The following is a 24,661-nucleotide window of genomic DNA, read 5'->3' as shown; positions in this document are numbered from 1 at the left end:
GCACGGCAGAACGCCACGGCCCGAAGCAGTCTGCCCTACAGGTTAATGGTTTGCGGACCCACAACCGAGCGGGCACTCTGACCGCCATGAACGATGACCCGCAGCACGGGGTTCCCACCGGCTCCTTCCCCGAGGTGGTTCCGGTGCTCACCGACGGGCCGGTGCGGCTGCGAGCGATGAGCGAGGAGGATCTGCCGGCCCTCGTCGAGCAGTCCAACGACCCCGACACCGTCGAGTGGACGAGCGTTCCCCAGCCCTACGACCTCGGCAGCGCCCGCGAGTTCCTCGCCGCGCACGCGTCGGGCTGGTCGGACCCGGACGGGACCTTGCACTGGGCCATCGAGCTGCTCCCCCGGGACGGGGCACCGGGGTACCCCTTCGCCGGGATCATCGACCTGCGGCCGAGGGCGAAGGGCGAGGCCTGGCAGACCGGGTTCGTCCTCCACCCGGCTGCTCGCGGCCGTGGGGCGATGTCCGGGGCGCTTCGGCTCGCCGCTCGGTGGGCCTTCGACCACGGGGCCCCGAGCCTGTACTGGTGGGCGGCTCGCGGCAACTTCGCCTCGTGGCGGGTCGCCCACGCCTGCGGGTTCACCCACCACGGCACCCTCCCCAGCCGGGTGCACCACCGCGACCTCGGCTCCAGCGACGCCTGGGTGGCCTCGCTGCTGCCCGACCAGGCGATGATGCCGCGCCGTGCGTGGGTCGAACCGACCCTCATCGAGGCCGAGGGGCTGCGGCTGCGACCGATCCGTGACGACGACCGGGCTGTCGCCGAGCCGCACGACCACCCCGCGCACCACATGCCGGCCCACGGCATCCCGAGCCCGCAGACCTTCCAGGACTGGCTGCTGCGGCGGCGTGAGGGCATGTCCCTGGGCCGCAGCGTCAACTGGTGCATCGCCGACGCGACCAGCGACGACCCACTCGGAGAGGTCCTCGTCTTCGTGCGCGACGGTTCGCTCGTGGAGGGCGGCACGGCGGAGCTCGGCTACGCACTGCGCCCGAGCGCGCGTGGTCGCGGGGTGGCCGGACGGGCGGCCCGGCTGGCCACCGAGCACGCGCTGCGGCCGGTTGCCGAGGGTGGCCTGGGACTGCGGCGACTCGTCGCCGAGACCGCCGCCGACAACGAGGCGAGCAACGCGGTCCTCGCCGGGGTCGGGTTCACGGTGTGGGGTCGCGAGTCGGCCGCCGACGCTCCTGGTGGGAGCGCGCGCCCGGCCCTGCACTGGGAGCGCCTCGCCGCACAGTGATCAGCCGGCGGCGACGCCGTTGGTCAGCCCGAGCCAGCCGGCCATGAGCCCCAGCTCCTCGTCGAGCTCGGCGCGGTCGTCCCTGCCGCCGCGCCCGGCCTCCCACGAGATCTGCCGCGCTCGCAGCACCCCCGCAGCGCGATCGGCCTTGAGGTCGACCCGACCGATGAGCTCCTCCCCCAGGAGGAAGGGCAGCACGTAGTACCCGTGCACCCGCTTGTGGGCCGGCGTGTAGATCTCCAGGCGGTAGTGGAAGTCGAAGAGCTGCTCGATCCGGGGTCGGTGCCACACCAGGCTGTCGAAGGGGGACAACAGCGCGCGGGCATGGACGGCGCGGGGGCGGCGGGCCCGCTCGTGCAGGTACCAGGGCTTGTCCGTCCCCTCGACGCGGACCTCCTCCACCTCGCCGTCGGCCACCAACCGGGCGAGCGCCGGACGCACCTCCTCGCGCGGGATTCGGAAGTAGTCGGCCAGATCGGCCTGCGTGGACAGGCCCTGCGCCCGCGCGGCGATTCGCACGAGCTCGACGTAGGCCTGTTGCGGAGGGAGCCGACGGGTGCGGTCCAACCACGGGCCGCTCTCCCCCTTGGGCACGACCCGGGCCAGACCGGCATAGCGCCGCTCGAACTGGCTCGTGCGGCCGGCCGAGGAGATCCGGCCGGCCCAGAAGAGGTACTCCAGTGCGCTCTTGACCAGGGACCAGTTCCAGCCCCAGTCCTCCGCGGGGGCGCGACGCTCGTGCCCGAGGGCCGCCTCGATCTGTCGGGCGGTGCGTGGCTGCCCCGTCTCCACCTCGGCGAGCACGGCCGCGACCAGATCGGGGTGGTCCCGGGCGATGCGCTGCATCCCACCCCAGGACCCGTCCTCGGCCCGCTCCATCCGCGGGTGCTCCATGAGCGGCCACGTCGCCGGGGTCATCAGACTCGCCTCGTGCGCCCAGTACTCGACCATCCGACGCGGCGCCCGGTCGCGCATCCGGTCGAGCAGGGCGGTGTCGTACGGCCCGAGCCGAGCGAAGAAGGGCAGGTACTGGCTGCGCGTGAGCACGTTGACACTGTCGATCTGGACCAGACCGACAGTGTCGAGTACCCGCTGCAGGTCGCGGGTGCCCACCCTCCGATCAGGCCGTGCGCGGGCAAGTCCTTGCGCCGCGAGCGCGATCCGGCGGGCCTGAGCGGGGCGGAGCGTGCGAACAGTCACGGGCCCACCCTGCCGTGCGGCGCCGACGGCCGCCACAGGACGCGGCGAGACGCCGGATCGCGGACGGAGGTGTGGGGGCTCGTGCGAAGCCCAAGGGCCACCCCCAGCCTCCGTCCGCGTGACCTCAGGTCCTGGCCCCGGCCCCCTGGGCCAGAGCCGCCTCGATGGCGACCCCGTCCACTCCCGTGGCGCCGAGGTCGCTCCCGTCGGCACCGTCCTGCACCTCGAGGTGGATCACCCCGTAGGACCAGCCGCGGCGGCGGTAGACGACGCTCGGACGGTCGTAGTCCACGTCGTGGAAGAGGAAGAAGTCGTGCCCGACGAGCTCCATGCGCCGCACGGCCTCGGCCAGGTTCATCGGAGCTGACTCGTGCATCTTCTCGCGGACCTCGATGGGGCTGTCCCCGATCGTGCCGAACTGATCCGGCTCCTCCTGCTCCTGGGCGGGCTGGTCGAGCGCCAGTGGCTCGGTCAGGTCCGCAGTCGCGGCGGCCACTGAGGTGCGGCGTCGGCCACGACGGACATTGCGCTTGTCGTGGGCGCGGCGCAGGCGCTCGAGAAGCTTCTCGGCGGCGAGATCCACTGCTGCTTGTCGGTCATCGTGGCTGGCCTCGGCGCGGATCACGGGCCCCTTGGACCGGCAGGTGACCTCGACGCGCTCGCTGACCTTCGCCTGGCGCGGGTTGGGCTCGTGACTCACCATGACCTCGATCCGCTGGACGCGCGGGTCGAGCTGGGGGACCTTCGACAGCTTGCTCTCGACGTAGTCCCTCAGTCGATCGGAGACGTTGACGTTGCGTCCGGTGATGGCAATTTCCACGGAGTCCTCCTGGGACATCGGTGCTGCATGGGGGTACGCCTGGCGAGGGCGTGTCAGCCGGGGCACCACCTCCGTTCCCGGGTCGGCGGGACGGCCGTTCGCACGGCGGAGGACGCAAGGGGCCCCTGCGTCGTACCGGTTGTCCGGTCCACAACGGGGCCCATGACGACACGTTAGTCCGGACACGGGCGGAAAGGTAGACCCGGCGTCGGCGATCGGCGCGGCGTGATCATCGCGACCGCGAGATCCACCCGGGACGCCCCCGCACCGAGAAGCGCCCGGCGCCCCTCGGTCAGGGTCGCTCCGGAGGTGAGCACGTCATCGACGAGCACGATGCGCTTCCCCCGCAGCCGGTGGGGACGGCGCGGGGTCATCGACCCATCGAGGTTCGCCAGCCGGGCAGCCCGGTCCAGCCCGGCCTGGTCCGCGGTGCCCCGACGCAGGCCCAGTCCCGCCTCGACGACGACGCCCGGGCCGAGCAGACGGGCAGCACGGTCGGCCAGCAGGAGCATCGGCCGGTCCCCGCGCCGTCGGATGGCGGCCGGGGCGGACGGGACGGGCACGAGGAGGACAGAGTTGCCGTGGCGGTGACCGGAACCGCCCTGCGCGGCCCTGCGGACGGCATCGGCGAGCAGCCGTGCGAGCACGTCGACGAGGTCGCGCCGGTCCTCGTCCTTGAAGGCGCGCACCAGCCTCGCGGCCACGCCCGCATAGCGCACGGTGGCGTGGCACCCGGGCCAGTCGGGAGGGACCGGATGCGGAGCGAGGGGCCCGAGCGACGGTACGGCGAGCTCGCACAGCGCTCCACGACACCCGGTGCACACGGTCACCCCCGACCGGCCGCACCCGGCGCAGGTACGTGGCAGCACGAGGTCCCCGGCTGCGGCCAGGGCGCTGCCGAGACGCATGGTGACCACGCGTCCAGCCTGACGAACGCGACAGCAGCGCTCATCCCCCTTCGCCCGGGTGGGGACATCGGCACCACGGGGGTGCGGGTGTGGGCGACGGCGTCAGACCCCGGCGGTGACGACGCCGTCGATGGCCTTCAGCTCCTGCCACCGACCGCCGGCACGCTGGAACATACGGTCCTTCTTCGTCCGGATCACGACGTCCTGGTCATCGCCGGTCGTGGTGATGGCAACGGCGCCCTTGCGCTCGGTCATGGCCCTGACCGGGCCACCGACCTCCACGAGGTAGGGCTGCATGTCCTTCTGCTTGTCGCGGCGACCGATGACGGCGAGCGTGGACTGGCCGACCCACACCGCATCGAGCATCTCGACCAGCTCTGCCCCGATGCGAAAGCCCTGAGGGGAGGTCGTGGTCGGCAACCCGTTCGCCCGACGGGCGATGCCGGAGACCTCCAGGATGCTCCCGGTCCCGGGTTCGTCCTCGGAGATCACGGCGATCCGACTGCCCTCGGGGGAGACCACCGCGGCTTGCACGAACCGGGCGCCCAACCACTGGGCAGGCACGTGCTGCGGGGCGGACTCGGCCTGGTTGGTGGGGTCGACCGTGGAGTTGATCGCCCACAGGCGATGGCCCTCCTCGCGGCCGAGCCCGGAGCCGCCGACCCAGAGCACACCGCCGTAGTCGTAGCAGGGGCGGGTCATCGCGGCGGCAAAGGGACCCACGTGCACGTAGTCGCCGTCGTCGAGCACGCGGTGCAGGTGCTCCCGCCCGGCGTCGACAGCCGCCATCTCCTTGCCATCAGGCCGCAGCGCCAGCAGGCGCCACTGCGGCTCCAACGGCGGGAAGGGCGACTCCTCCTGACGCACGTCCGCGGCGGAGACGGAGGTCAACCGGACGTCCGCCGGCACGACCTTCTGCCCACGACGGACGAGGACCGTCGGCTCGTTCGTCTGGGTCCGGTCGACGAAGCCGAGCTGCTCGGGCGAGGTCAGGGGTGCCGTCACGCCGAGGTCCAGAGGTGCACCCGAGAGGGTGATCGCCACCTCCGTGACCCCCGGCAGGGACATCAACGTGGCCACGAGTTGTGCCGCCAGTCGCTTGCGGGCGGTGGCGTCGTCGGCGACCGACTCGCTCTCGAGGTCGACGATCGCCACCCCGCTGCGTACCGGGACGGCGTCCACGGCGAGCCTCGCCCCGATGTCGCTGGAGACGGCCTCACGCAGGTAGCTGGGGATGCTGCCCAGCTGGGCGCGGGTCAACCGGGTGGCCATCTGGTCCTGGGTCACCCACCGCTGGTCCACGACCAGCGCGTTCCACCCGATTGCCGGGTAGTGCACGGGGTACTCGCGGTAGATGTAGTCGACCTCGGGCTCCTCGAGGAGCCGGCCGAACCCCTCCTGGAGCTCGTCGATGCGCCACTCGCCCTCGACTCGCTCGACGTGGAAGTCGAAGGCGGCACCGTCGTAGGGCGGGGAGACCAGGTAGCGAGCATCGGCGTTGATGCGCGCGACGACGCGCGCGCTCACCCGGTAGTCCCCCTTGCCCAGATCCTGGACCTCGAGGTCCCCGGTGTAGATCACCGTCTGGCTGTCCGGGATCCAGCCCTGGGCCGTCGCCTGCGTGAGGTAGGAGCGGGTGACCTCCAGGCCCTCACCGCTGGTGGACCCGGCGCGCAGGAAGCCCCGGATGACCTCCTCGGCCGTGGCACCGGGCGTGGGCCCGTTGGGCGTGCGCGAGAGCGGCTGGGGGCGGGGGCCGTCGATCGGCTCCCCGGGGCGGATCGTCGAGCTGGTGTTCAGCCCGCAGCCGGCGAGCGTACCCACCACCGCCAGGCCGAGCGCGCTGCGCCGGGTGATGTCCTTGCCGGTCACGCGGACCCGACCTCCCCGGGCAGCCGCCCCTCGCGCGGCGTCAGTGGCAGCGGGGACGTCGTCAGCGGGGCACCGGCCGCACGCGGCACGGTCAGCCGGAAGCGGGAGCCCTCTCCCGGTTCACCCCATGCCTGCAGCCACCCATGGTGCAGTCGGGCGTCCTCGAGTGCGATGGCCAGGCCGAGTCCGGACCCGCCGGTGGTGCGGGTCCGGGCCGGGTCAGCGCGCCAGAAACGGTTGAACACGAGCGACGCCTCGCCGGCCTTCAGCCCCACACCGTGGTCCTGGATCATCACCGCCGCGGCCTCGTCGTCAATGCCGACCCAGATGTCGACAGGACGACCTTCACCGTGCTCGATCGCGTTCACGACGAGGTTGCGCAGGACCCGCTCGATCCGTCGTGAGTCGATCTCGGCGACGGCGCTCCGAGCCGGCTCCCGGTGGACGATGACGTCGCTGCCGCGGGCGTCGGCGATCGACTCCGTCGCCAGCACGACGCGGTCGATGATCGCGTAGAGGTCGACCGGGTCCTGCTCGAGGACCGCCGCGCCGGCGTCGTAGCGGGAGATCTCGAGAAGGTCGGCGAGCAGCTCCTCGAAGCGGTCGAGCTCGTCATGGAGCAGCTCTGCCGAGCGCCCGGTCACCGGGTCCATCTCGTCCCGGGAGGAGTGGAGCAGGTCGGCGGCCATCCGGATCGTCGTCAAGGGCGTGCGCAGCTCGTGCGAGACGTCGGAGACGAAGCGCTGCTGCACCCGCGAGAGGCCCTCGAGCTGGCGGATCTGAGTCTGCAGGTTGTCGGCCATGTCGTTGAAGGACTGCCCCAGCAGCGCGAGGTCGTCGTGACCGCGCGCGGACATCCGCTCGTTGAGGTGTCCGGATGACAGTCGCTCGGCGGCCGAGGCGGCCCGGCGTACCGGCGTGACAACCATGCTCGTGACGATGTAGGCGATACCGGAGACGAGGCCGATGAGAAACAGCGCACCCAGGAAGAAGGAGCGCGAGATGGTCTGCAGGGTGGCCTGCTCCTGGTCCATCGGGTAGATGAAGTACAGGTCGTGGTTGCCGGCCGTCGGCACCTCGATCCGGGACCCGACCACGACGGCCGGGCCGGCGTCGGTGTTGAGCGGCACACCCGTGAGCGGCTCCGTGGCCCCGTCGACGTCGGAGCGCTCCAGCTCGATGGTCATCGTCTGCTGCCGGGCAGGGTCGGCGGCCACTGCCTGGCGAAGGGCGGCAGGGACCTGGTCCAGGCCGACGCCCTGCGGGTAGGCCACTGTCGAGATCGTCGAGGACTCGTTCTGCGTGCTCGGGGTGAGGATGACGTAGCGGCTGTCGTCACCACTCGGCGGCGCGAGGGACCGGGCCACGAAGTCGGAGGCGGACACGTCAAGCTCCCCCGGCTCGACGTCGGTGTTGTTGAAGTAGCTCTGTGCCCGGGTGGTCAGCTGGAGCGAGTCGGCCTGCGAGTGGTCGATCTTCTCCTCGACGAGGCCGTCGGCGATGGAGCGGTACATCGTCAGGCTGATGATCGAGACGACGACGAGACCGAGGACGAGCGTGCTCGTGACCACCCGGAATCGCAGTGAACGCCGCCACAGGTCGACGACCGCCTGCACGGCCCGCGCGAGGGCGTGCGCCCGGGTCGCCGTCGAGGCGCCCGACTCCTCGGCGCCCGACGCGTCCGAGGCCTCGGTCGCCTCCGTCGAGGGCGCCGAGGCCATGCTCAGGCCGACCCGGCCTTGTACCCGACTCCCCGGACGGTGACGACGATCTGGGGGTTCTCCGGGTCGTGCTCGATCTTGCTGCGCAGGCGCTGCACGTGCACGTTGACCAGGCGGGTGTCTCCGGCGTGCCGGTAGCCCCAGACCTGCTCGAGGAGGACCTCACGGCTGAAGACCTGCCACGGCTTGCGTGCGAGGGCGACGAGGAGGTCGAACTCCAGTGGCGTCAGTGCGAGCGGCTCGTCCCCCCGCTTGACCGAGTGCCCGGCGACGTCGATGGCCAGGTCGCCGATCGTCAGCCGCTCCGGCTCCGGCTCGTCTCCGCGGCGCAGGCGGGCGCGCAGCCGCGCGATGAGCTCCTGGGGCTTGAACGGCTTGACGATGTAGTCGTCGGCGCCCGACTCGAGGCCGACGACCACGTCGACGGTGTCGGTCCGGGCGGTGAGCATGACGATCGGGAGCCCCGACTCCTGCCGGATCCGTCGGCAGATCTCGATCCCGTCCATCCCGGGCAGCATGACGTCGAGCAGCACCAGATCAGGTCGGGCCTCGTGGAAGGCGTCGAGTGCCCGCGCTCCATCGGCGACGTGCGCGACGTCGAGCCCTTCCTTCCGGAGGACGATCCCGAGCATCTCTGCCAGCGCCTGGTCGTCGTCGACGACGAGGACACGTCCCTTCACGGTGATCCCTTTCGCACGTGTGGTCTGCTGCCCGTTCATCATCACACAGGCACCGGCATGCACCGGGCAGCCATCGCCGTTATCCTCAGGATCGAGGTCCGGCGATCGGCCTGCGGACGAGGGAGCAGTACCCGCACCAGGACAAGACTGACTCACAAGGAGTAGTCATGTCCTGGCTCGTCCTCATCGTCTCGGGGATGCTCGAGGCGCTGTGGGCCACCGCTCTGTCCGCGTCGCGGGGTTTCACCCGACCCGGACCCACAGTCGTCTTCGTCGTCTCCCTCACCGCGAGCATGCTCGGTCTGGCGTGGGCCATGACCGACATCCCCACCGGCACCGCGTACGCCGTCTGGGTCGGCATCGGCGCCACACTCACGGTCGTGTGGTCCATGGCGAAGGGGGAGGAAGTCGCCTCCGCCGGCCGGTTGGCACTGCTCGTCCTGCTCGTCGGCTGTGTCGCCGGCCTGAAGGCGGTGGCTTGACGTGCCGTGGCTCGTCCTGCTGGGCAGCGCCGTCCTCGAGGCCGTCTGGGCCACCGCCCTGGGCCGTTCCGACGGCTTCACCCACCCCACGGCGAGCGCCGTCTTCGTCCTCGCCCTCGCGATCAGCATGCTCGGCCTCGGGGTCGCCGTGCGCACGATCCCGATCGGGACGGGCTACGCGATCTGGACCGGAGTCGGCGCCGCGCTCACCGTCACCTGGGCCATGACCACCGGGGAGGAGACCTTCGCCCCGGTCAAGGCAGTCCTCATCGCCGGGATCATCGTCGCCGTCGTCGGCCTGAAGCTCGTCCCGACCCGGGACCACGACTGAACGGTCCAAGGACGGGGTTGGCGCGACTCAAGGAAAAGTCCGGACTTCGCACCCGACGTGACAATCACGTCAAGCGGTCCGGACTTTTCCCTAGCGCCTCCCCGTGCCTTGAACCGCGCTCCGGATCCTCGGAGTCCGGGCTCAGTAGCGGTAGTGCTCCGGCTTGTACGGCCCCGCGACGTCCACGCCGAGGTACTCGGCCTGGTCCTTGGTCAGCTCGGTCAGCTCGACGCCGAGGGCGTCGAGGTGCAGGCGCGCGACCTTCTCGTCAAGGTGCTTCGGCAGCGTGGTGACGCTCGGGTTGCCGTCCTCGTCGACGTACTCCTCGGCCTTGGCGAAGAGCTCGATCTGCGCGATCGTCTGGTTCGCGAAGGAGTTGCTCATCACGAAGCTCGGGTGACCGGTGGCGTTGCCGAGGTTCATCAGGCGCCCCTCGGACAGCACGATGATCGAGCTGCCGTTGGCGAAGGTCCACTCGTGGACCTGCGGCTTGATCTCGGTCTTGGTGATGCCCGGCGTCCGTGCGAGGCCGGCCATGTCGATCTCGTTGTCGAAGTGCCCGATGTTGGAGACGATCGCCTTGTTCTTCATCGCGGCCATGTGGTCGGCGGTGATGACGTCGAAGCACCCGGTGGTCGTGACGAAGATGTCGCCGTACGCGGCGGCCTGGTCCATGGTCGTGACCTGGTAGCCGTCCATCGCGGCCTGCAGCGCGCAGATCGGGTCGACCTCGGTGACGATGACCCGGGCACCCTGGCCGGCGAGCGCGGCGGAGACGCCCTTGCCGACGTCCCCGTAGCCGGCGACGACCGCGACCTTGCCGCCGACGAGGACGTCGGTGGCGCGGTTGAGACCGTCGAGCACGGAGTGGCGCGTGCCGTACTTGTTGTCGAACTTGGACTTGGTGACCGCATCGTTGACGTTGATCGCCGGGAAGAGCAGTTCGCCGGCCTCGGCCAGCTGGTACAGGCGGTGCACGCCGGTCGTGGTCTCCTCGGTGACTCCCTTGATCCGCTCGGCGACCGCGGCCCACTTCTGCGGGTCCTGCTCGAGGGTGCGACGCACGAGGGCCTTGACGACGGTGAACTCCTCGGGGTCGTCCTCCGTCGTGGGCGGGACCTGGCCGGCCTGCTCCCAGGTACGACCGTTGTGGACGAGCATCGTGGCGTCGCCGCCGTCGTCGAGGATCATGTTCGGGCCGTCGATGCCGTCACCGGTGTCGGCCCAGGTGAGGATCTCGTGGGTGCAGTCCCAGTACTCCTCGAGCGTCTCGCCCTTCCAGGCGAAGACGGGAACACCCTGCGGGTCCTGCGGCGTGCCGTTGGGGCCGACGACGATGGCCGCGGCGGCCTCGTCCTGGGTGGAGTAGATGTTGCAGCTGGCCCAGCGCACCTGCGCGCCGAGGGCGGTGAGGGTCTCGATGAGCACCGCGGTCTGCACGGTCATGTGCAGCGAGCCGGCGATCTTCGCGCCCTTGAGGGGCTGCGACTCGGCAAATTCCTCGCGGATGCTCATCAGGCCGGGCATCTCGTGCTCGGCGAGACGGATCTGGTGGCGGCCGGCCTCGGCGAGGCCCAGGTCGGCGACCTTGTAGTCGAAGGACACGTGAAAACTCCTGTGACAGGTGGGTTCGGACCCGGCGCGACCCTTCTGGGTACTCGCGGGACATCACCCACGCCGGCACCGCCCATTGTATGCGGCAGCGCGGCCCCGAGCGGTCCGGGTCAAAGACATGGCGCACGTCCGGACGTGCGGGGTGTCCTTCACCCAGCGGGGCGCAACCGCACCATGCGCACCTCGTCGGCACCCAGGCGCGGGTGCCGGGACGGCAGCACCGCCTCCATCAGTTGCTCGGCCACCCCGCTCCCGTGGTGCCGGGACGCCAGGTAGAGCGACCAGAGCTCGGTGTCGGTCGGTGGGTTGTCGTCGCGCGGTGGCCCGGTGCTCGCCCAGCCGATGGCCACCCCGTCCTCGTCGTGGGCGACAAGAGTGCGAGCGCCCTCCGCGGAGCAGCCCGCCTCCTCATGGGCGACCGCTCGCTCCCGCCACCGGGCCACGTTGTCCGCGTCGTCCCGCCCATCGAGGACCCGGGACGGCAGCAGGCCCGAGTACGTGGCCCGCCACAGGTCGTCCTGCAGTCGCGCGACCACGTCGGCGTCTGCCCCACGAAGGGGGTCGATCCGCACCATGGTCATCGTCGGGCCCCGGGCCTCAGTGGGCGGCCGCGTCCTTCGAGCCGTGGCCGAAGGGGAGCACGTGCATGACCGCGACCACGACGGCACCGACGACGGCACCCAGGATCATCGAGCAGACCGTGTTGGTCAGCCAGCCGAGAGCGCCGCCGAGCGCACCGGTCGCGTCCGCGACCGAGACCTCGAGGTGGTGGACGGCGTCGTACAGCGGGGGCCAATTGATCGGGTCCTCGGCCAGCCCGACGAGGATGATGTGCCCGCCGACCCAGAGCATCGCGAAGACGCCCACGACCGACAGGGTGGTGAGCAGCTTGGGCATGCCCTTGACCAGGCCACGACCGAGCCTCTGCGCGGCGTGGGAGCCGGAGGTGGTCAGGTGCAGCCCGATGTCGTCCATCTTCACGATGAGCCCGACGGTGCCGTAGACACCCAGGGTGATGACGACGGCGACGACGACCAACACCGCCAGCAGGAACCAGAAGGAGGACCCGAGCCCCTCGTCGAGCACTGCCTTCAGGGAGATGACCATGATCTCCGCGGAGAGGATGAAGTCGGTCGTCACGGCGCTGCTCACGATCTTGTCCTCGTCGACCTTCCGCCGCTCCCCCGTATCGGCGGCGACGCTGGTCTTCGGGCCGTGGCCGGAGACCTTCTCCCAGATCTTCTCCGCTCCCTCGAAGCACAGGTAGGTGCCACCGATCATGAGCAACGGCGACAGCGCCCACGGCAGGAAGGCGTTGAGCAGCAGGATCGCCGGGATGATGAAGACGAGCTTGTTGCGCAGCGACCCGACGGTGATCCGCTTGATGATCGGCAGCTCACGCTTGGGATCGAGTCCCTCGACGTACTGCGGCGTCACCGCCGTGTCGTCCACGACGACGCCGGCGGCCTTGGCGCTCGCCCGTCCCGCGGCCGCGCTCACGTCGTCGACGGACGCGGCAGCCATGCGTGCCAGCACGGAGATGTCGTCGAGGAGCGCGACAAGACCCCCGCTCATGACAGGGCTCCGGCTGCGTCGGTGGGGCAGGTCGTCGTCAACACGCGGTCAGCGTATCCAGCGCGGCGGCCCCACGAGCGACACCGGCCGGCTCAGGCGCGCGGCGGCGACTCGATCTGGTCCTCGACCGGATTCAGGTCGAGGCCCAGCAACGCGTTCTCGACGACCTCCGTCAGGGCCGGGTGGATCCAGTACTGGCCGCGCACCATCTGCGACACCGGCTGGTCGAAGGCCATCATCTGGATCAGCGGCTGGATCAGGGTGGACGCCTCCGGGCCGATGAGGTGTCCGCCGACGAGCCGTCCGGTGCGGCGGTCCGCGACCACCTTGCACACGCTCGTCGTGTCCTCCATCGCCCACCCGTAGGCGGTGTCCCCGTACTTCTGCACCTTCGTCACGACGTCCACGCCGGCCGTCACCGCCTCGGCCTCGGTCATCCCGACACTGGCGATCTGCGGATGGGTGAAGACGGCGGCCGGGACGGCATCGTGGTCGAAAACCCGTGGGTCGTCGGGGTGGGCCAGGTTGTGCGCGACGGCTCGGGCCTCGTGGTTGGCCACGTGCTTGAGCTGGAAGGGCGAGGACGCGTCCCCGAGGGACCACACACCGTCGACGGTGGTGCGGCCGTGGGCGTCGACGACCACCCGGCCGTCGTCGTGCACGTCCACCCCGGCGACGTCGAGCCCCAGGCCCGAGGTGCTCGGTGCGCGACCGGTCGCCACGAGGACGACATCGACCTCGACGTCGCTGCCGTCGGACAGGGTGGCGGTGATCCCCTCCTTCGAGGCTCCTGCGTCGCGCCTCAGGACATCGCCTCCACCACGGCGCAGGTCGGTGACCGTGGTGGAGGTGCGCACGTCCCACTGCTCACGCGCCCTGGTCGTGAAGACCTCGACGAGCTCGTCGTCGAGGTGGCGCAGCAGCTCCCCACCGCGCGCCGAGATGGTGACCCGGGTACCGAATGCCGAGAAGATGTGGGCCATCTCGGCGGCGATGAATCCACCACCGACGACCAGCATCCGCTCCGGCCGCTCGGGCAGACGCATCACCGTGTCAGAGGTGTGCAGCGTGATGTCCTCGCGCTCGGCCACCGCCGCGATCTCCTCGGGGATGCTGGCGTGGGACCCGGTGGCGATGACGATCTGCCCTGCCCGGACTTCCTCGGTGCCCCCGTCCCGCAGGTCGACGCGCAGCGTGCGGGGTCCGGTGAATCGCGCGTGTCCGCGCAGCAGCTCGAGGCTCGTGTCGTCGCGGCGGTAGGCCTCACCCGCGGCAGCGATCTGGTCGATGCGTCCGGCGAAGACGCGGTCACGCACATCGGTGAAGCGGACCCGGTCGAGGGTGGCGTCGACGCCCAGTCGGCCGCCCTCGCGCACCATGGTGGCGACCTCGGCCACGTGGACGTACATCTTCGTGGGGATGCAGCCGACGTTCAGGCAGGTGCCACCGAAGACGTCACCGCCCTCGATGATGGCGAACCTTCGGTCGGCGAGCTCGTGCGTGACGAGACCGTTGCCGGATCCGCTACCGATCACGGCGATGTCGACGTCGATCACTCAGATGCCTTTCGTGGGAGGTGGAGATCATCGATACCCGGTGCGCTCGCCGGGTCGAAACCGTGACCGATCGCGAGGTAGGTGCTCGCAAAGTCCGTCAGGGCGATGTGGTCGGCCAGCCGCTCGAGGTCGTGGCCGGGGCCGGCCACCTGCGCCAGGACGCGGACCCCGGAGCCCTCGGCCTGATCGGCGACGGACTGGGCAGTGTTGTGTCGCTCGACCGCGCGCGGGTCGTCGTCGTGGGTGGGGACCGGGTCGCGCAGCAGGACCAGTCCCAGAGCCGGCCGCGCGGGGCCGTCCAGGTAGGGATCGGCGAAGATGTCACGCCCTCCGTCGGGCGCCGTCGTCCCCGACCCGGCAAGTGGACCGGAGAGGCAGGCCACCACTTGGGACGCTGCGTCCGGCAGCCGTCCCCACGTCGAGGGAACCCGACTGGTGCGGGCGAGCATCGCGCTCGTGCGACGCGCGGCGACACCGGTGACGGGTCCGTCCCCCAGCACGACCGGGGCGATCTCGCTCAGGTCGGTCGCCAGCGACTTGGCGGGGTTGACGAAGTGCTCGGCATCGGGGCGGCACGCCTCCGCCTGAGCATCCAAACGGTCCGCGACCGCGAGGAGCACGCTCGCCGACACGTCGATGACACCGCACACCGAGGTGGCGAGCACTGCGGGGACGAGCAGGCTCCACAGCGCCGTGCGCGAGTGCCCGGTGCCCGAGTCGATCGGCACGTGCACCCCACGCGCAGCCGCCGCGGCACTCGCGAGCGGACTGTCCGGTGCCCCGATGGTCAGGACGTGCGCGCCGCGGCGGCCCGCCTCGCGGGCTTGACGGACAGGCCCCTCCGCCCGACCGGACTTCGAGACCGCGATGACCAGGTCCAGGGCCCCGACCCAACCGGGAAGGGGGCCGGATCCGTCCGCCGTGAGAAGCACCGGCGAGCGGTGGGAGACGAGCAGGTCGAGGACGGAGGCGACAGCCTCTGATCCGCCGACCGCCGCCACGTGGACGGCTCGGGGACGCTCCCCGCCCGCGACCCGCTCCAGGTCGCTCTCCTGGCTCAGGGTGACCGCGCGACGCACCTGGGCGCCGGCGCCGGCGAGCGCCCGGAGCATGTCGGAGGCGTCGATGGCGTGGCGACGCTCCTCGTCGTCGAGCAGGGTCTCGTCGAAGGGCGACATGATCGACCTCAGGCCGGCTTGCGGGCCTCGTCGACGAGCAGCACGGGGATGCCCTGGTCCACCCGGTAGGCAAGGCCGCACCCGGCACTGGTGCACACCAACTCCGGTCCGGAGTCGCCGCTCTCGTCGCGAAGCTCGGTGCGGCAGGCGGGGCAGCGCAGGATCTCGCGCAGCCAGGGCTCGATCGTCGACGTGGTCATCGTGTCTCCCGGATCATCATCAGCACATCGTCTCGTACCTGGGTCATCGTGTGGGTGTCGGCCGCCTCGACATTGAGTCGCAGCAGTGGCTCGGTGTTGCTCGCGCGCAGGTTGAACCACCACATCGGCTCCTCCGCCCGGGTGACGGTCATCCCGTCGAGGTCGTCGAGAACCACGTCGTCGCGGCGCGCGTAGGCATGCCGCACGCGCTCGGTCACGGCGACGGCGTCCGCGACCGTGGAGTTGATCTCCCCCGAGGCGACGTAGCGCTCGTAGGGGGCCATGACCTCGCTCAGCGGGGCGTCGGACTCCCCCAGCGCCGCGAGGACGTGCATCGCGGCGAGCATGCCCGTGTCGGCGAACCAGAAGTCGCGGAAGTAGTAGTGCGCGGAGTGCTCACCGCCGAAGACGGCGTCGTGCTCGCTCATGACCGCCTTGACGTAGGAGTGCCCCACCCGGGTGGGCACCGGCCGCGCGCCGGACTCGGCGATGATCTCGGGCACGGCGGCAGAGGTGATCGCGTTGTGCACGATCGCGACCTCCCCTGCCCCACGGCCGGCGGCGACCTCCCGGGCCACCTCGCGGCGGGCGATCATCGCGGTGATCGCGCTGGGGCTGATCGGATCCCCCGCCTCGTCGACGACGAAGCACCGGTCCGCGTCACCGTCGAAGGCGATGCCGATGTCGGCCCCGTGGCTGCGCACCCGCTCCTGCAGGTCGACGAGGTTGGCGGGGTCGAGCGGGTTGGCCTCGTGGTTGGGGAAGGTCCCGTCGAGCTCGAAGTACATCGGATCGATCGTCAGGGGCAGGTCGGCCAGTCCTGCGTCCGTCCCGAGGACGGCCGGGACGGTCAGGCCGCCCATGCCGTTGCCGGCGTCGACGCTCACCCTCAGGGGCCGCGACCCGCCCAGGTCGACGAGGCCACGCAGGAAGGCGGCGTAGTCCGCCAGGACATCGCGTCTCGACACCTGACCCGGGGTGACGCCGTCGAAGGTGGTCACCCCGGCGTCGAGGTGCTGTTGGGCCAGGTCACGGATGCGCGCCAGGCCGGAGTCCTGCCCGACGGGCCGGGCCCCGGAACGGCAGAACTTGATGCCGTTGTACCGCGCCGGGTTGTGGCTGGCGGTGAACATGGCGCCCGGCATACCGAGCGCGCCACTGGCGTAGTAGAGCTCGTCCGTGCTGGCAAGGCCGATGAGGACGACGTCGGTCCCGCGGGCGGTGACACCGGCGGCGAAGGCGTCGACGAGTTCCGATGAGCTCGGCCGCATGTCGTGGCCGATGACGACCCCCGGTGCCTCGTCGGCGAGCGCGATCACCTCGGCGAAAGCGGCGGCAAGGGCATGGACGACGTGGACGTCCAGCTGGTCGGGCACGAGCCCACGCACGTCATAGGCCTTGACGAAGTCGGCGAGGGTGGTCACGACGTCAGCCTAGTTCGCCGGTGGGCGGTCGCGGCGGCCGCATGGCGACGGCCGTCGCTCGTGGGGCCGACGTTCCGCGTGGGCGCCGCGAAGGGGGTCAGTCGAGGTCGCGCAGGACGCGCAGGTGGCCGCGGCGGCCGGTCTCGGTCACGCTGTCGGGCTCCGGCCGGGCGCTCGTGGGGACGTGTGCGGTGCGCTCGGAGTCGGTGGCGGGCGCGGGGCGGGTGCGCACCGCCTCCGCGATGGCGACGAGGTCGTCATGGGACGCCGGCGCCGGCTGGTCGGTGGCCAGTCGCACGACGTCCCAACCGCGGGGGGCGGTCAGGCGCGCGGCGTGCTGGTCGCAGAGGTCGTAGGCGTGCGGCTCGGCGTAGGTGGCCAGAGGGCCCAGCACCACGGTCGAGTCGGAGTAGACGTAGGTCAGCGTCCCGGCAGCCGGTCGCGGGCACGCCGCTCGGGAACACTGTCGGGAAAGAGTCACCCGTGCACGATAGGCCACGCCTGCATCGGCCCCGCGGACCGGCGCGCCGCGGGGCTCTACGATCGTTGTGATGAGCCGCTACCGGGACCGACGAGGACGCGGGATCCGTGGGCCGTTGGCCCACCCGGGTGTCCCGGCGATGACCTCGCGGGCGCAGGCCTTCGACGACCTGGTCCTCGATGTCGCCCGCCGCTACGAAGCCGTGCTGGGACGGCGCTGGTCACAGGTGGAGTTCGCGGTCGAGGAGGTCCCACCCTCCGACCCCGCATCGTGGGAGGACGGTGTCCCACTCGCCCGGTTGTGGCCGTCCAGGGGGAGACTGCCCGCCCGCATCGTCGTCTACCGTCGCCCGATCCTCACAGCGGCTCGGGGACGCAACCACGCGGTCATCGTGCACGACGTTCTCGTCGAGCAGATCGCGCTGCTGCTGGGCGTGGCCCCCTGGGAGATCGACCCCCACCGGCCCTGAGCGTCCTCAGCGCTGGTGGACGACCTCGATGTCGCGTACGGCCACCCTCGAGGACTCGATGGGCAAGGACGTCGCGCGGGCCTGCTCCGCGCCGTCACCACCCACGAGTAGCGCCGCGGCGTGGACCACGCCGCTGGTGGGCCGCACCCACACCGCTTCGGCCGCTGCGACGGGCACGGCAGTGCTGTGTCCCGCCGCCAGTGAGACCTCCTGCTTGGTGACCTCCCCGTCACGCAGGGCGAGCACCTCCGCCGTCGCCGGCTCCTCGTCTGCAGTGACGCTGACGGACCGGGTGACGTCGCCACCCGTCGTGGCGGGCAGCGCGACCCCACCGAGGGATCGCACGGCGGTGGTCGCCACCGACCAGGCCATGTCACGGGTCCCGTCGGGTGCCCGGGTGGTCAGGTGGGCGGCCGCCACGACCGGTTCGTCGGACTCGACGAGCCAGCCGTGCACCCCGGACTCCTGCTCGGGCAGGTCGAGGTCGACGGCGCTGCCGGCCGGGACGGTCTCGACGCTCGCGCTGCGCGAGCCGTCCTCGCCGAGACTGCGGACCTGGACGACGGCGTCGCTCCCGCCGGGCGCCCCGACGACGACCCCGCGCTCGTCACCGCCGGCGCCCGCTGGGATGACCTGGCGCCTGCTCGGTGAGGTCGTCGCGGCCGTGGTCTCGACCCCGGCGGGGACCAACCCGTCGAGGTGGTGGTCGACGATCGTCGGGACGACGAGCCCGTTGCTGCTGGAGACGTGCACCGCCTGCGGTGCGTCCGTCCCGCCGATCGCGTCGAGGAGGACGACCGTGCGGTCCCGCGGCGGGACGACGACGGACTCCTCCCCCTTCGCCCCGAGCGCGTCGAGCGTCACGGAGACGGCGTTGGCGCCGGGATTGGTCAGCACGAGGTGCTCCTGGCGGCCGTCCTCGGCGCCGCCCGAGACGAGCCACGCGTCGGCGATCGGTGCCGTGCACGGCATCGCGGCCAGACCAGTCGCCCGCTCGCCACCGGCGACGAAGGACTGCGACATGACCGCACCGGGGGCATGGTGCTGCCGGGCACGGACCCGCACCGGCCCATCGAGCTCGTCCTCGACCAGGTCGGTGGGGCCACTCCTGGGCGGCTCGTCCTGATCGGTGTCGCTGCTCGGGTCGGTGGACAGGTCCCGGATGCTGATCTCCCCCGGCTCCTCGCTCGGGGTGATCACGCCCTCGAGCACCGGGCCCGGCGCTGTGTGCGCCGAGATCTCGCCGGTGACGTCGACCTCGGACTTGTCGGTGAACGGGTCACCCGGGCAGTAGGCGGTGACGCTCGTCGCCGCGACCTGCTTCCCCGCGACCTGCGGTGCCGCGTCGGTGGGGACCGCCCCGAGGCGATCGACGCCCAGGACGATCCCCGCGGACAGCGCACCGACGGCGATGACACGGGCCACCGGGTGGGCCCAGGCGCGGCGGTGCCCTGACGGACTGGTCATCGGGTCTCCTCCTCGCCCTCGAGGTCCGCACGGCGCTCCGTCGGAAGAGCCAGGTAGAGCGTGAGCACGAGGGCGGCGATCTGGACGAGCTTCCACAGCAGGTGGCCGGCACCCACGTCGATGCTCACCTCATCGGTGCCCTCGGGCAACTCGTAGGTCGGTACGGCGCTGTGGGTTTGCACCTCCAGCAGTTCCCCGTCGGCGCGCACCTGGACGCGGTCACTCCAGTCGAGCGACTCGGCGATGCTCAGGTGCTCGCCCTCGGGCACCGGGACCGGCCCGTCGGTGTCGGCGTGCGCTCCGGTGCCCTCCACGGGCGCGCTGGACCCCTCGCTCGTGACGCGCGCCCGCGAGGAGGTCGAGCCATCGGTGACCGGGGAGCGCACGGCCCAAGTGACGCTCCCCGCGCTCGACCCGAGCCGGGACAGGCCCGGAGAGGCATCAAGGAGGCGGCCCTGCGCCTCGGTCGCGTCGATGACGACGAGGTTCGCGACGCCCTGCTCGGCCAGGACGTCCGCGGGTGCCCGCTCGCCCTCGCCGTGGCCGAGCGCCCGGGCCACCGCGCCGGCCACCTGCTCCTCACCGGCGACGGGAGGCAGCTGGTACGGCAGGTCGCGGACGAGGTCGCCCGGCTCGCTGCCCAGGAGACGGTAGGCGAGCTGGCCCTCCCCCGACTCCACGACGAGGGTGCGGGTGGCGGTCGGCCCCTCCGCGCCGGCGATCGCGACGAGCGGACGAGGGTCGCGCCAGGTCGACAGCTGGTCACCGTAGGAGTGCTTGGCGACGACCACGCCGCTGCCGGCGGCTGCCACGACGAGCCCGACAGCGGGCAGGACCAGCAGGGAGCGTCGACCGGCGCTGCGAAGGGAGCGCAGGGACGGCGGCAGTACCTCTACGGCGAGCAGCACGGCGACCAGGGCAGCACCGATGAGGACGAGCTGGCCGGTACCGGCCCACGGGGTGATCGCCTCACCGGCCTCCGCCGCTCCGGAGGGCCGGTACCCGAGGACCAGGTGCGGGGCCCCGACGGCCCAGGCCAGCCCGAGGACCGCGGCGGTCGCCGCGACCCAGGAGGCCCGGCGTGGGCCGGGGACGAGCAGCGCGAGGGCACCGACGGCCAGCACACCAGCGGTCCACCACGTGGTCGTCGCCCCGTCGGGTAGCTGCCCGAGTGCGAGCTGCCAGGACGGCAGGTCGGCGGGGGTGTCGGTCAGGCCCCACCCGGTGAGCAGGCGAGCTGGCTGGCCGCGCAGCGTCAGCAACCACGGTCCCGCCAGGAGCAGGGGCGTGAGCACGAGGGTGACACCACGCCAACGACCGCGCCCACCGCCGAGCAACAGGTGACCGAGGCCGACCAGGGCGACGACGATGCCGGCCAGGGGCGCCACTGCGGCGAGCAGAGCCCCCCACAGACCGGTGCGCACGACATCGCTGTAGGGCGTGCGGGGGCGAGGGACGCGCACGAGACCAGCGACCACACGGGGCAGCAGCACCAGCGCGAGGAGGGCGCCGATCCTCCCTTCGCCCACGGCCACCGCAGCAGGTGCGCTGGTCACCCAGGCCAACGCCACCCCGGCGCGCAGCCAACGACGGTCGGTGAAGGTCCGCGTGCTGACCCAGGCGACCACGGCGGCCAGGGGCAGCGCGACGATGACGAAGAGGGCGAGGACGATCCCCGCGGGCGAGTCGGCGTTGCCGACGGCGGGGACCCAGCTGAGCACGGTGGTCAGACCGCCGAGGACGACCACGGCGGGCGACTGCTCGAGCCCGTGGCCCCAGCCCTGACCGTGCCACGCCATCCACCAGGAGTCCCACAGCTGACCGCCGGTGGCGCGGCCGCCGAGCAGGTCGCCGCCGACGAGGCCGGCGTCGAAACGGTGGCGCAGCTCGTCGGTGATGTGACGCGCGGCCCAGCCCGACATCACGGTCGCCGCGACGACCACCCACAGCAGCGGGTGCAGCAGGACGCTGCGGCCCTCGGTCTCGAGGGAACGCGCGGCGACGCCCGGGTCCCGGCCTCCGGAGCCGCGGGCCTCGTCGACGAGCCGGCGCAGGGCCACCGAGGGGGCGACGAAGAGAGAGGCGAGGTCACGGCGGGCGACCTCACGCGGGGCCTTGCCGCGCAGGCGCGAGCGCAGGCTGCGGGGATCGATCGCGGCGGGGAGGCTGGCCAGCTCGGCCGCGCCCATCCCCGGTCGCTTGAGGACGACGAGGGCCAGCCCGCCGAGGAGGGAGCCGACGAGGATCCACAGGGCCAGCAACGGTGCCACCAGGAGATTCGCGCGCGTCAGCGCCACCCGCCGGGCCTGCCTGTGGTGGTCAATGGTCGCCCTTCGCTCGGCCACCGTGGGTTCGACCGCGACGGCAGCGCCCGGTGCGAGCACGACCCGGTGGCCCGCGCGCTGGGCGCGCCAGCCGAGATCGAGGTCGCCGCCGAAGTCCCCCATGCCGGGATCGTGTCCATCGAGCTGCTCGAGGACCTTGCGGTCGATGACCAGGCCCTCCAGCGGTGCGGAGATCGCGTCGACGACACCGTCGTACTGGCCCTGGTCGGTGGTGCCGGCGAGAGGGTCGGGGACGATCCGTCCGGTGCGGGTGACCTGCAGCCCGAGCCGCACGATCCGCGACGGGTCGTCCTCGTCGACGAGCTTGGGCGTGACCATGCCGACGCCGCGCCCGGCGGCGGAGACGAGCCGACGCAGGGCCTGCGGGTGTGGCCGCGAGCGGGAGGTGAGCACCCACACCAGGTCTCGTCCCAGGTCGGTGCGCGGGAGGCGCTCGACCATCGAGGGCAGGATCCGGCGCAGTCCGCGCCCGGAACCGAGCGTGGTCGTCAGGACGTCGATCTCGGCGTCCTCCACGGACTCGATGAGGTCGCTGGTGTCCCCGAGCCCGTCGAGGGCACCGTCGACGAGGAGGATGCGATCAGGCGCCTGCTCCTGCGCGAGGAGGGCGCGCAGGGTTTGGCCCGTTCCCTCCCGTGTACGCGCCACGACGACGGCCGTGACGGTCGCTGGAGGCGTCGTCGTCCGCCGGGAGGGAGTGGCGGAGGACGTGGCGGAAGACTGCTGCGTCACGACCTCGTCGACGGTCAGACCGCGCGCTTCTTCAGCTTGCGGCGCTCACGCTCGGAGAGCCCGCCCCAGATGCCGAAGCGCTCGTCGTGCTCGAGGGCGTACTCGAGGCACTCCTTGCGCACCTCGCACCCCGTGCAGACCTTCTTCGCCTCGCGAGTGGATCCGCCCTTCTCCGGAAAGAAGGCTTCAGGATCGGTCTGCGCGCACAGCGACCGCTCCTGCCACGACAGCTCAGTGGACTCCTCGTCGATTTCATCAGCGGTGATCAGGTGAAGCTCGTGCAACATGGTCCCTCCTCGACCTCGGCACTCGACCCGGACTTCATGTCTGTCACACCAAAAGTGTTACGACATGCCCGTAATTACATGCGTGTCATACGTGCGTCGTCAAGCCGGAGGGGGTAAAGAGCGCTGAGCGGTCGGCCGGTGCACGCCCGGCGGTCGCTGCCTGCGACGATGAACTCCATGCGCATCACCGTCATCTCCGGGGGCGAACCCGGTGCCCGATTCACCCGCGGACTGCTCGACCACCTCGAGCGCAGCCCCGACCTCGCGGGCTCGCAGGTCACCGTGATCGCCAACACCGGGGACGACGTCTCCCTGTGGGGCCTGCGGCTGTGCCCGGACCTCGACCTGCTCGTCGACACCCTCGGGACGGCGAAGGGGACCGACCCCCGGCCCTCGCACGTGGTCGGCGACGAGCTGGCCGCCCTCGGCCTGGAGCCCCGGTGGTACCCGGTCACCGACCGTGAGATGGGCGTCCACGTCGCCCGCACCGCCTGGTTGGGGCGGGGCGACTCGCTGACCGAGGTCACCACCCACCTCGCCACGGCCCACGGCGTGCCCGAGCACGTCCGCGTCATGCCGATGTCCGATGTCCCGGTCGAGACGCACGCGGTGCTCGACGGGCCCGAGGACCAGCGTGCGGTGCACGTGCAGCAGTGGCGCCACGAGCTCCAGCGACCCGCCGCCGCCCGCTTCGTCGTCGCGGGCCTGGATCGCGCGAACCCCGCTCCCGACGTCCTGGACGCCATCCGCGGCGCGGACGTCGTGCTGCTGCCCCCGAGTGACCCGGTGCTCGCCCTGGGCATCGTCATGGGCGTCCCGGGCGTGCGCGACGCCCTGCGCGGCACCTCCGCGCCCGTGGTCGGGGTCAGCCCCGTCGTCGACGCGGCCCCGGCACCGGAGCCGCTCGCGGCCTCCCTGGCGACCGTCGGCGTGGACGCCACCTCGGGCGGTGTCGCCGGACTCTTCAAGGACCTGCTCGACGGGTGGGTCGTCGACCCTGCCGACGCCTCGGCAGCGCGGGCCGGTTCCCGGTGGGCCACCTCGGCGCACACCGGGCCGCTCGCGGGCTCCGCCCCCACGGACGTGGCCGCGACCGCCCTGGCGCACGCTCTCTCCCTTCGCCCTGAGGCCTGACCTCACCAGCGGGTGGGCAGGTGCCCGGGAAGGCTGCGTCGAGGTCCGCGCCGGGGGCGAGGGCCGGCAGCAGCCGTGATCACCCGCTGGGCGCGGTAGCGCTGTCCCGCGTACGGCGCGAGGAGCTGGGCCATCCGCGCGTCGTCCCCGACGACCCCGTCCAGGGCGAGGGTCACGTCCTTGGCGACGTGGTAGTCCCCGAAGCTCGGTGAGTCCGCGTCGCCGAGTGCCCGCTGGGCGACCTCCGCGTCCGTCCACACGCCGATCCCCGGCAGCGAGCGAATCCGCCGGTGTGCCTCCTCCAGCGGCAACCCGGCGCACTCGTCGAGCCGTCCCGCGGCCCGCATGGCCGTGACGACCGTGCGCGAGCGCGATCCGTCGACGCCCGCCCGCACCCAGTCCCACGACGGGATCCGGGCCCACTGCGCGGGACTCGGCGGGGCGACCAGCCCGCGCGCCTCCCCCGGCCCCGGAGCAGGGGTGCCGAACCGACGCACGAGCTGACGCAGGCTGCTGAATGCCTCGCGGCCGGTGACCTTCTGCTCGATCACCGAGCACACGAGCATCTGTGCGACGAGGCCGTTGGCGGGCACGCGCCAACCGGACATGCGTGGCCACCCCCGCGCGACGAGGTCGTGGTGCGCGGTGAAGCCACTGGGGTCGTCCCGCCCGCCGAGCAGATCGGGGAGCCGGTCGAGCATCCAGTCCGCGCCCGGGCCCCACGCGCAGGCGAGCACCTCCCCGCCATCATCACCGACGTGAAGGGTCACCGGCCCCGCCGGCGTGGTCCAGGCGAACCACCACCCGTCGCCTCCGTGCGCGCTCGTGGGGTCACCGCCACCCCGGACGAAGGGGGCCAGCGTCCGGTCGACGTCGAGCGGCTCGGGTGGCCGGTGTCGTCGGGTCCTCACGGGGCCAGCGTGGCGATAGATTGA

The 24,661-nt window shown here is 71.9% G+C and carries 23 protein-coding genes and 1 riboswitch; of the genes, 5 read left to right on the top strand and 18 right to left on the bottom strand.

The window, feature by feature from the left end:
• The first annotated feature begins 86 nt into the window (after nt 1–86).
• Nucleotides 87–1,250, top strand: coding sequence for a GNAT family N-acetyltransferase (locus BJY20_RS12705; protein WP_185991876.1), 1,164 nt, complete (start codon nt 87–89; stop codon nt 1,248–1,250).
• On the opposite strand, the gene BJY20_RS12700 is transcribed toward BJY20_RS12705, so the two are convergent.
• From BJY20_RS12700 to mtrA, 6 genes are all read right to left on the bottom strand, one after another.
• Nucleotides 1,251–2,450, bottom strand: coding sequence for a DNA glycosylase AlkZ-like family protein (locus BJY20_RS12700; RefSeq protein ID WP_185991875.1), 1,200 nt, complete (start codon nt 2,448–2,450; stop codon nt 1,251–1,253).
• A gap of 124 nt (nt 2,451–2,574) precedes the next feature.
• A complete protein-coding gene (gene hpf / locus BJY20_RS12695) occupies nt 2,575–3,270 on the bottom strand; it encodes a ribosome hibernation-promoting factor, HPF/YfiA family (protein WP_185992599.1) in 696 nt (231 codons plus the stop codon).
• 173 nt (nt 3,271–3,443) lie between these two features.
• Entirely contained in the window at nt 3,444–4,178 is a 735-nt protein-coding gene (locus BJY20_RS12690; RefSeq protein WP_246297660.1) for a ComF family protein, read from the bottom strand.
• A 102-nt stretch (nt 4,179–4,280) separates the two neighbouring features.
• Nucleotides 4,281–6,050, bottom strand: coding sequence for an LpqB family beta-propeller domain-containing protein (locus BJY20_RS12685; RefSeq protein WP_185991873.1), 1,770 nt, complete (start codon nt 6,048–6,050; stop codon nt 4,281–4,283).
• Nucleotides 6,047–7,771: an MtrAB system histidine kinase MtrB gene (gene mtrB, locus BJY20_RS12680; protein ID WP_221935321.1), complete on the bottom strand. Its 1,725-nt coding sequence runs from the start codon at nt 7,769–7,771 to the stop codon at nt 6,047–6,049. The genes BJY20_RS12685 and mtrB overlap by 4 nt, the downstream gene beginning before the upstream one ends.
• 2 nt (nt 7,772–7,773) lie before the next feature.
• A complete protein-coding gene (mtrA, locus tag BJY20_RS12675) occupies nt 7,774–8,451 on the bottom strand; it encodes an MtrAB system response regulator MtrA (RefSeq protein ID WP_343062889.1) in 678 nt (225 codons plus the stop codon).
• Between the two features lie 91 nt (nt 8,452–8,542).
• Nucleotides 8,543–8,608: riboswitch (guanidine-III (ykkC-III) riboswitch) on the top strand.
• 10 nt (nt 8,609–8,618) lie between these two features.
• Between mtrA and BJY20_RS12670 the strand changes: the two genes are divergently transcribed.
• Entirely contained in the window at nt 8,619–8,933 is a 315-nt protein-coding gene (locus tag BJY20_RS12670; protein ID WP_185991871.1) for a DMT family transporter, read from the top strand.
• 1 nt (nt 8,934) lies between these two features.
• Nucleotides 8,935–9,264: an SMR family transporter gene (locus BJY20_RS12665; RefSeq protein ID WP_185991870.1), complete on the top strand. Its 330-nt coding sequence runs from the start codon at nt 8,935–8,937 to the stop codon at nt 9,262–9,264.
• 141 nt (nt 9,265–9,405) lie between these two features.
• Here the strand turns inward: BJY20_RS12665 and ahcY are convergent, their stop codons facing one another.
• From ahcY to BJY20_RS12625, 8 genes are all read right to left on the bottom strand, one after another.
• Nucleotides 9,406–10,869 (bottom strand): adenosylhomocysteinase, encoded by a 1,464-nt coding sequence (ahcY, locus tag BJY20_RS12660; RefSeq protein WP_185991869.1) that lies wholly within the window; start codon nt 10,867–10,869, stop codon nt 9,406–9,408.
• A 158-nt stretch (nt 10,870–11,027) separates the two neighbouring features.
• Nucleotides 11,028–11,459 (bottom strand): GNAT family N-acetyltransferase, encoded by a 432-nt coding sequence (locus BJY20_RS12655; RefSeq protein ID WP_185991868.1) that lies wholly within the window; start codon nt 11,457–11,459, stop codon nt 11,028–11,030.
• A 16-nt stretch (nt 11,460–11,475) separates the two neighbouring features.
• Nucleotides 11,476–12,453, bottom strand: a complete 978-nt coding sequence (locus BJY20_RS12650; protein WP_185991867.1) for a DUF808 domain-containing protein — start codon at nt 12,451–12,453, stop codon at nt 11,476–11,478.
• Nucleotides 12,454–12,545: 92 nt separating this feature from the next.
• Nucleotides 12,546–14,009, bottom strand: coding sequence for a mycothione reductase (locus tag BJY20_RS12645; RefSeq protein ID WP_185991866.1), 1,464 nt, complete (start codon nt 14,007–14,009; stop codon nt 12,546–12,548).
• Nucleotides 14,006–15,187, bottom strand: a complete 1,182-nt coding sequence (locus tag BJY20_RS12640) for an SIS domain-containing protein (protein WP_185991865.1) — start codon at nt 15,185–15,187, stop codon at nt 14,006–14,008. The genes BJY20_RS12645 and BJY20_RS12640 overlap by 4 nt, the downstream gene beginning before the upstream one ends.
• Before the next feature lie 8 nt (nt 15,188–15,195).
• Nucleotides 15,196–15,387: a Trm112 family protein gene (locus BJY20_RS12635; RefSeq protein ID WP_185991864.1), complete on the bottom strand. Its 192-nt coding sequence runs from the start codon at nt 15,385–15,387 to the stop codon at nt 15,196–15,198.
• Entirely contained in the window at nt 15,384–16,811 is a 1,428-nt protein-coding gene (locus tag BJY20_RS12630) for a phosphomannomutase/phosphoglucomutase (RefSeq protein WP_185991863.1), read from the bottom strand. Before BJY20_RS12630 ends, BJY20_RS12635 begins: the two co-directional genes overlap by 4 nt.
• A gap of 97 nt (nt 16,812–16,908) precedes the next feature.
• Nucleotides 16,909–17,292 (bottom strand): DUF3499 family protein, encoded by a 384-nt coding sequence (locus tag BJY20_RS12625; protein ID WP_185991862.1) that lies wholly within the window; start codon nt 17,290–17,292, stop codon nt 16,909–16,911.
• A 70-nt stretch (nt 17,293–17,362) separates the two neighbouring features.
• Between BJY20_RS12625 and BJY20_RS12620 the strand changes: the two genes are divergently transcribed.
• Entirely contained in the window at nt 17,363–17,761 is a 399-nt protein-coding gene (locus BJY20_RS12620) for a metallopeptidase family protein (RefSeq protein ID WP_246297155.1), read from the top strand.
• Nucleotides 17,762–17,767: 6 nt separating this feature from the next.
• Here BJY20_RS12620 and BJY20_RS12615 read toward each other — a convergent pair whose 3' ends face one another.
• The 3 genes from BJY20_RS12615 to BJY20_RS12605 are packed head-to-tail and all read right to left on the bottom strand — an operon-like array spanning nt 17,768 to nt 22,592.
• Nucleotides 17,768–19,228: a DUF5719 family protein gene (locus BJY20_RS12615; RefSeq protein ID WP_185991861.1), complete on the bottom strand. Its 1,461-nt coding sequence runs from the start codon at nt 19,226–19,228 to the stop codon at nt 17,768–17,770.
• Nucleotides 19,225–22,305: a glycosyltransferase gene (locus BJY20_RS12610; RefSeq protein WP_185991860.1), complete on the bottom strand. Its 3,081-nt coding sequence runs from the start codon at nt 22,303–22,305 to the stop codon at nt 19,225–19,227. Before BJY20_RS12610 ends, BJY20_RS12615 begins: the two co-directional genes overlap by 4 nt.
• A 14-nt stretch (nt 22,306–22,319) precedes the next feature.
• Entirely contained in the window at nt 22,320–22,592 is a 273-nt protein-coding gene (locus tag BJY20_RS12605; RefSeq protein ID WP_185991859.1) for a WhiB family transcriptional regulator, read from the bottom strand.
• Between the two features lie 177 nt (nt 22,593–22,769).
• Here BJY20_RS12605 and BJY20_RS12600 point away from each other — a divergent pair, with 177 nt between their 5' ends.
• Complete coding sequence (locus BJY20_RS12600) at nt 22,770–23,726, top strand: 2-phospho-L-lactate transferase CofD family protein (RefSeq protein WP_185991858.1); 957 nt, start codon at nt 22,770–22,772, stop codon at nt 23,724–23,726.
• 2 nt (nt 23,727–23,728) lie between these two features.
• On the opposite strand, the gene BJY20_RS12595 is transcribed toward BJY20_RS12600, so the two are convergent.
• Nucleotides 23,729–24,637 carry a DNA-3-methyladenine glycosylase family protein gene (locus tag BJY20_RS12595; protein WP_343062888.1) on the bottom strand — a complete coding sequence of 303 codons (909 nt, stop codon included), beginning with the start codon at nt 24,635–24,637 and terminating at the stop codon, nt 23,729–23,731.
• Between the last annotated feature and the right edge of the window lie 24 nt (nt 24,638–24,661).

Source organism: Janibacter cremeus, from assembly GCF_013409205.1.
GTDB lineage: Bacteria > Actinomycetota > Actinomycetes > Actinomycetales > Dermatophilaceae > Janibacter > Janibacter cremeus.
This window is presented reverse-complemented; position numbering and strand designations above follow the sequence as displayed.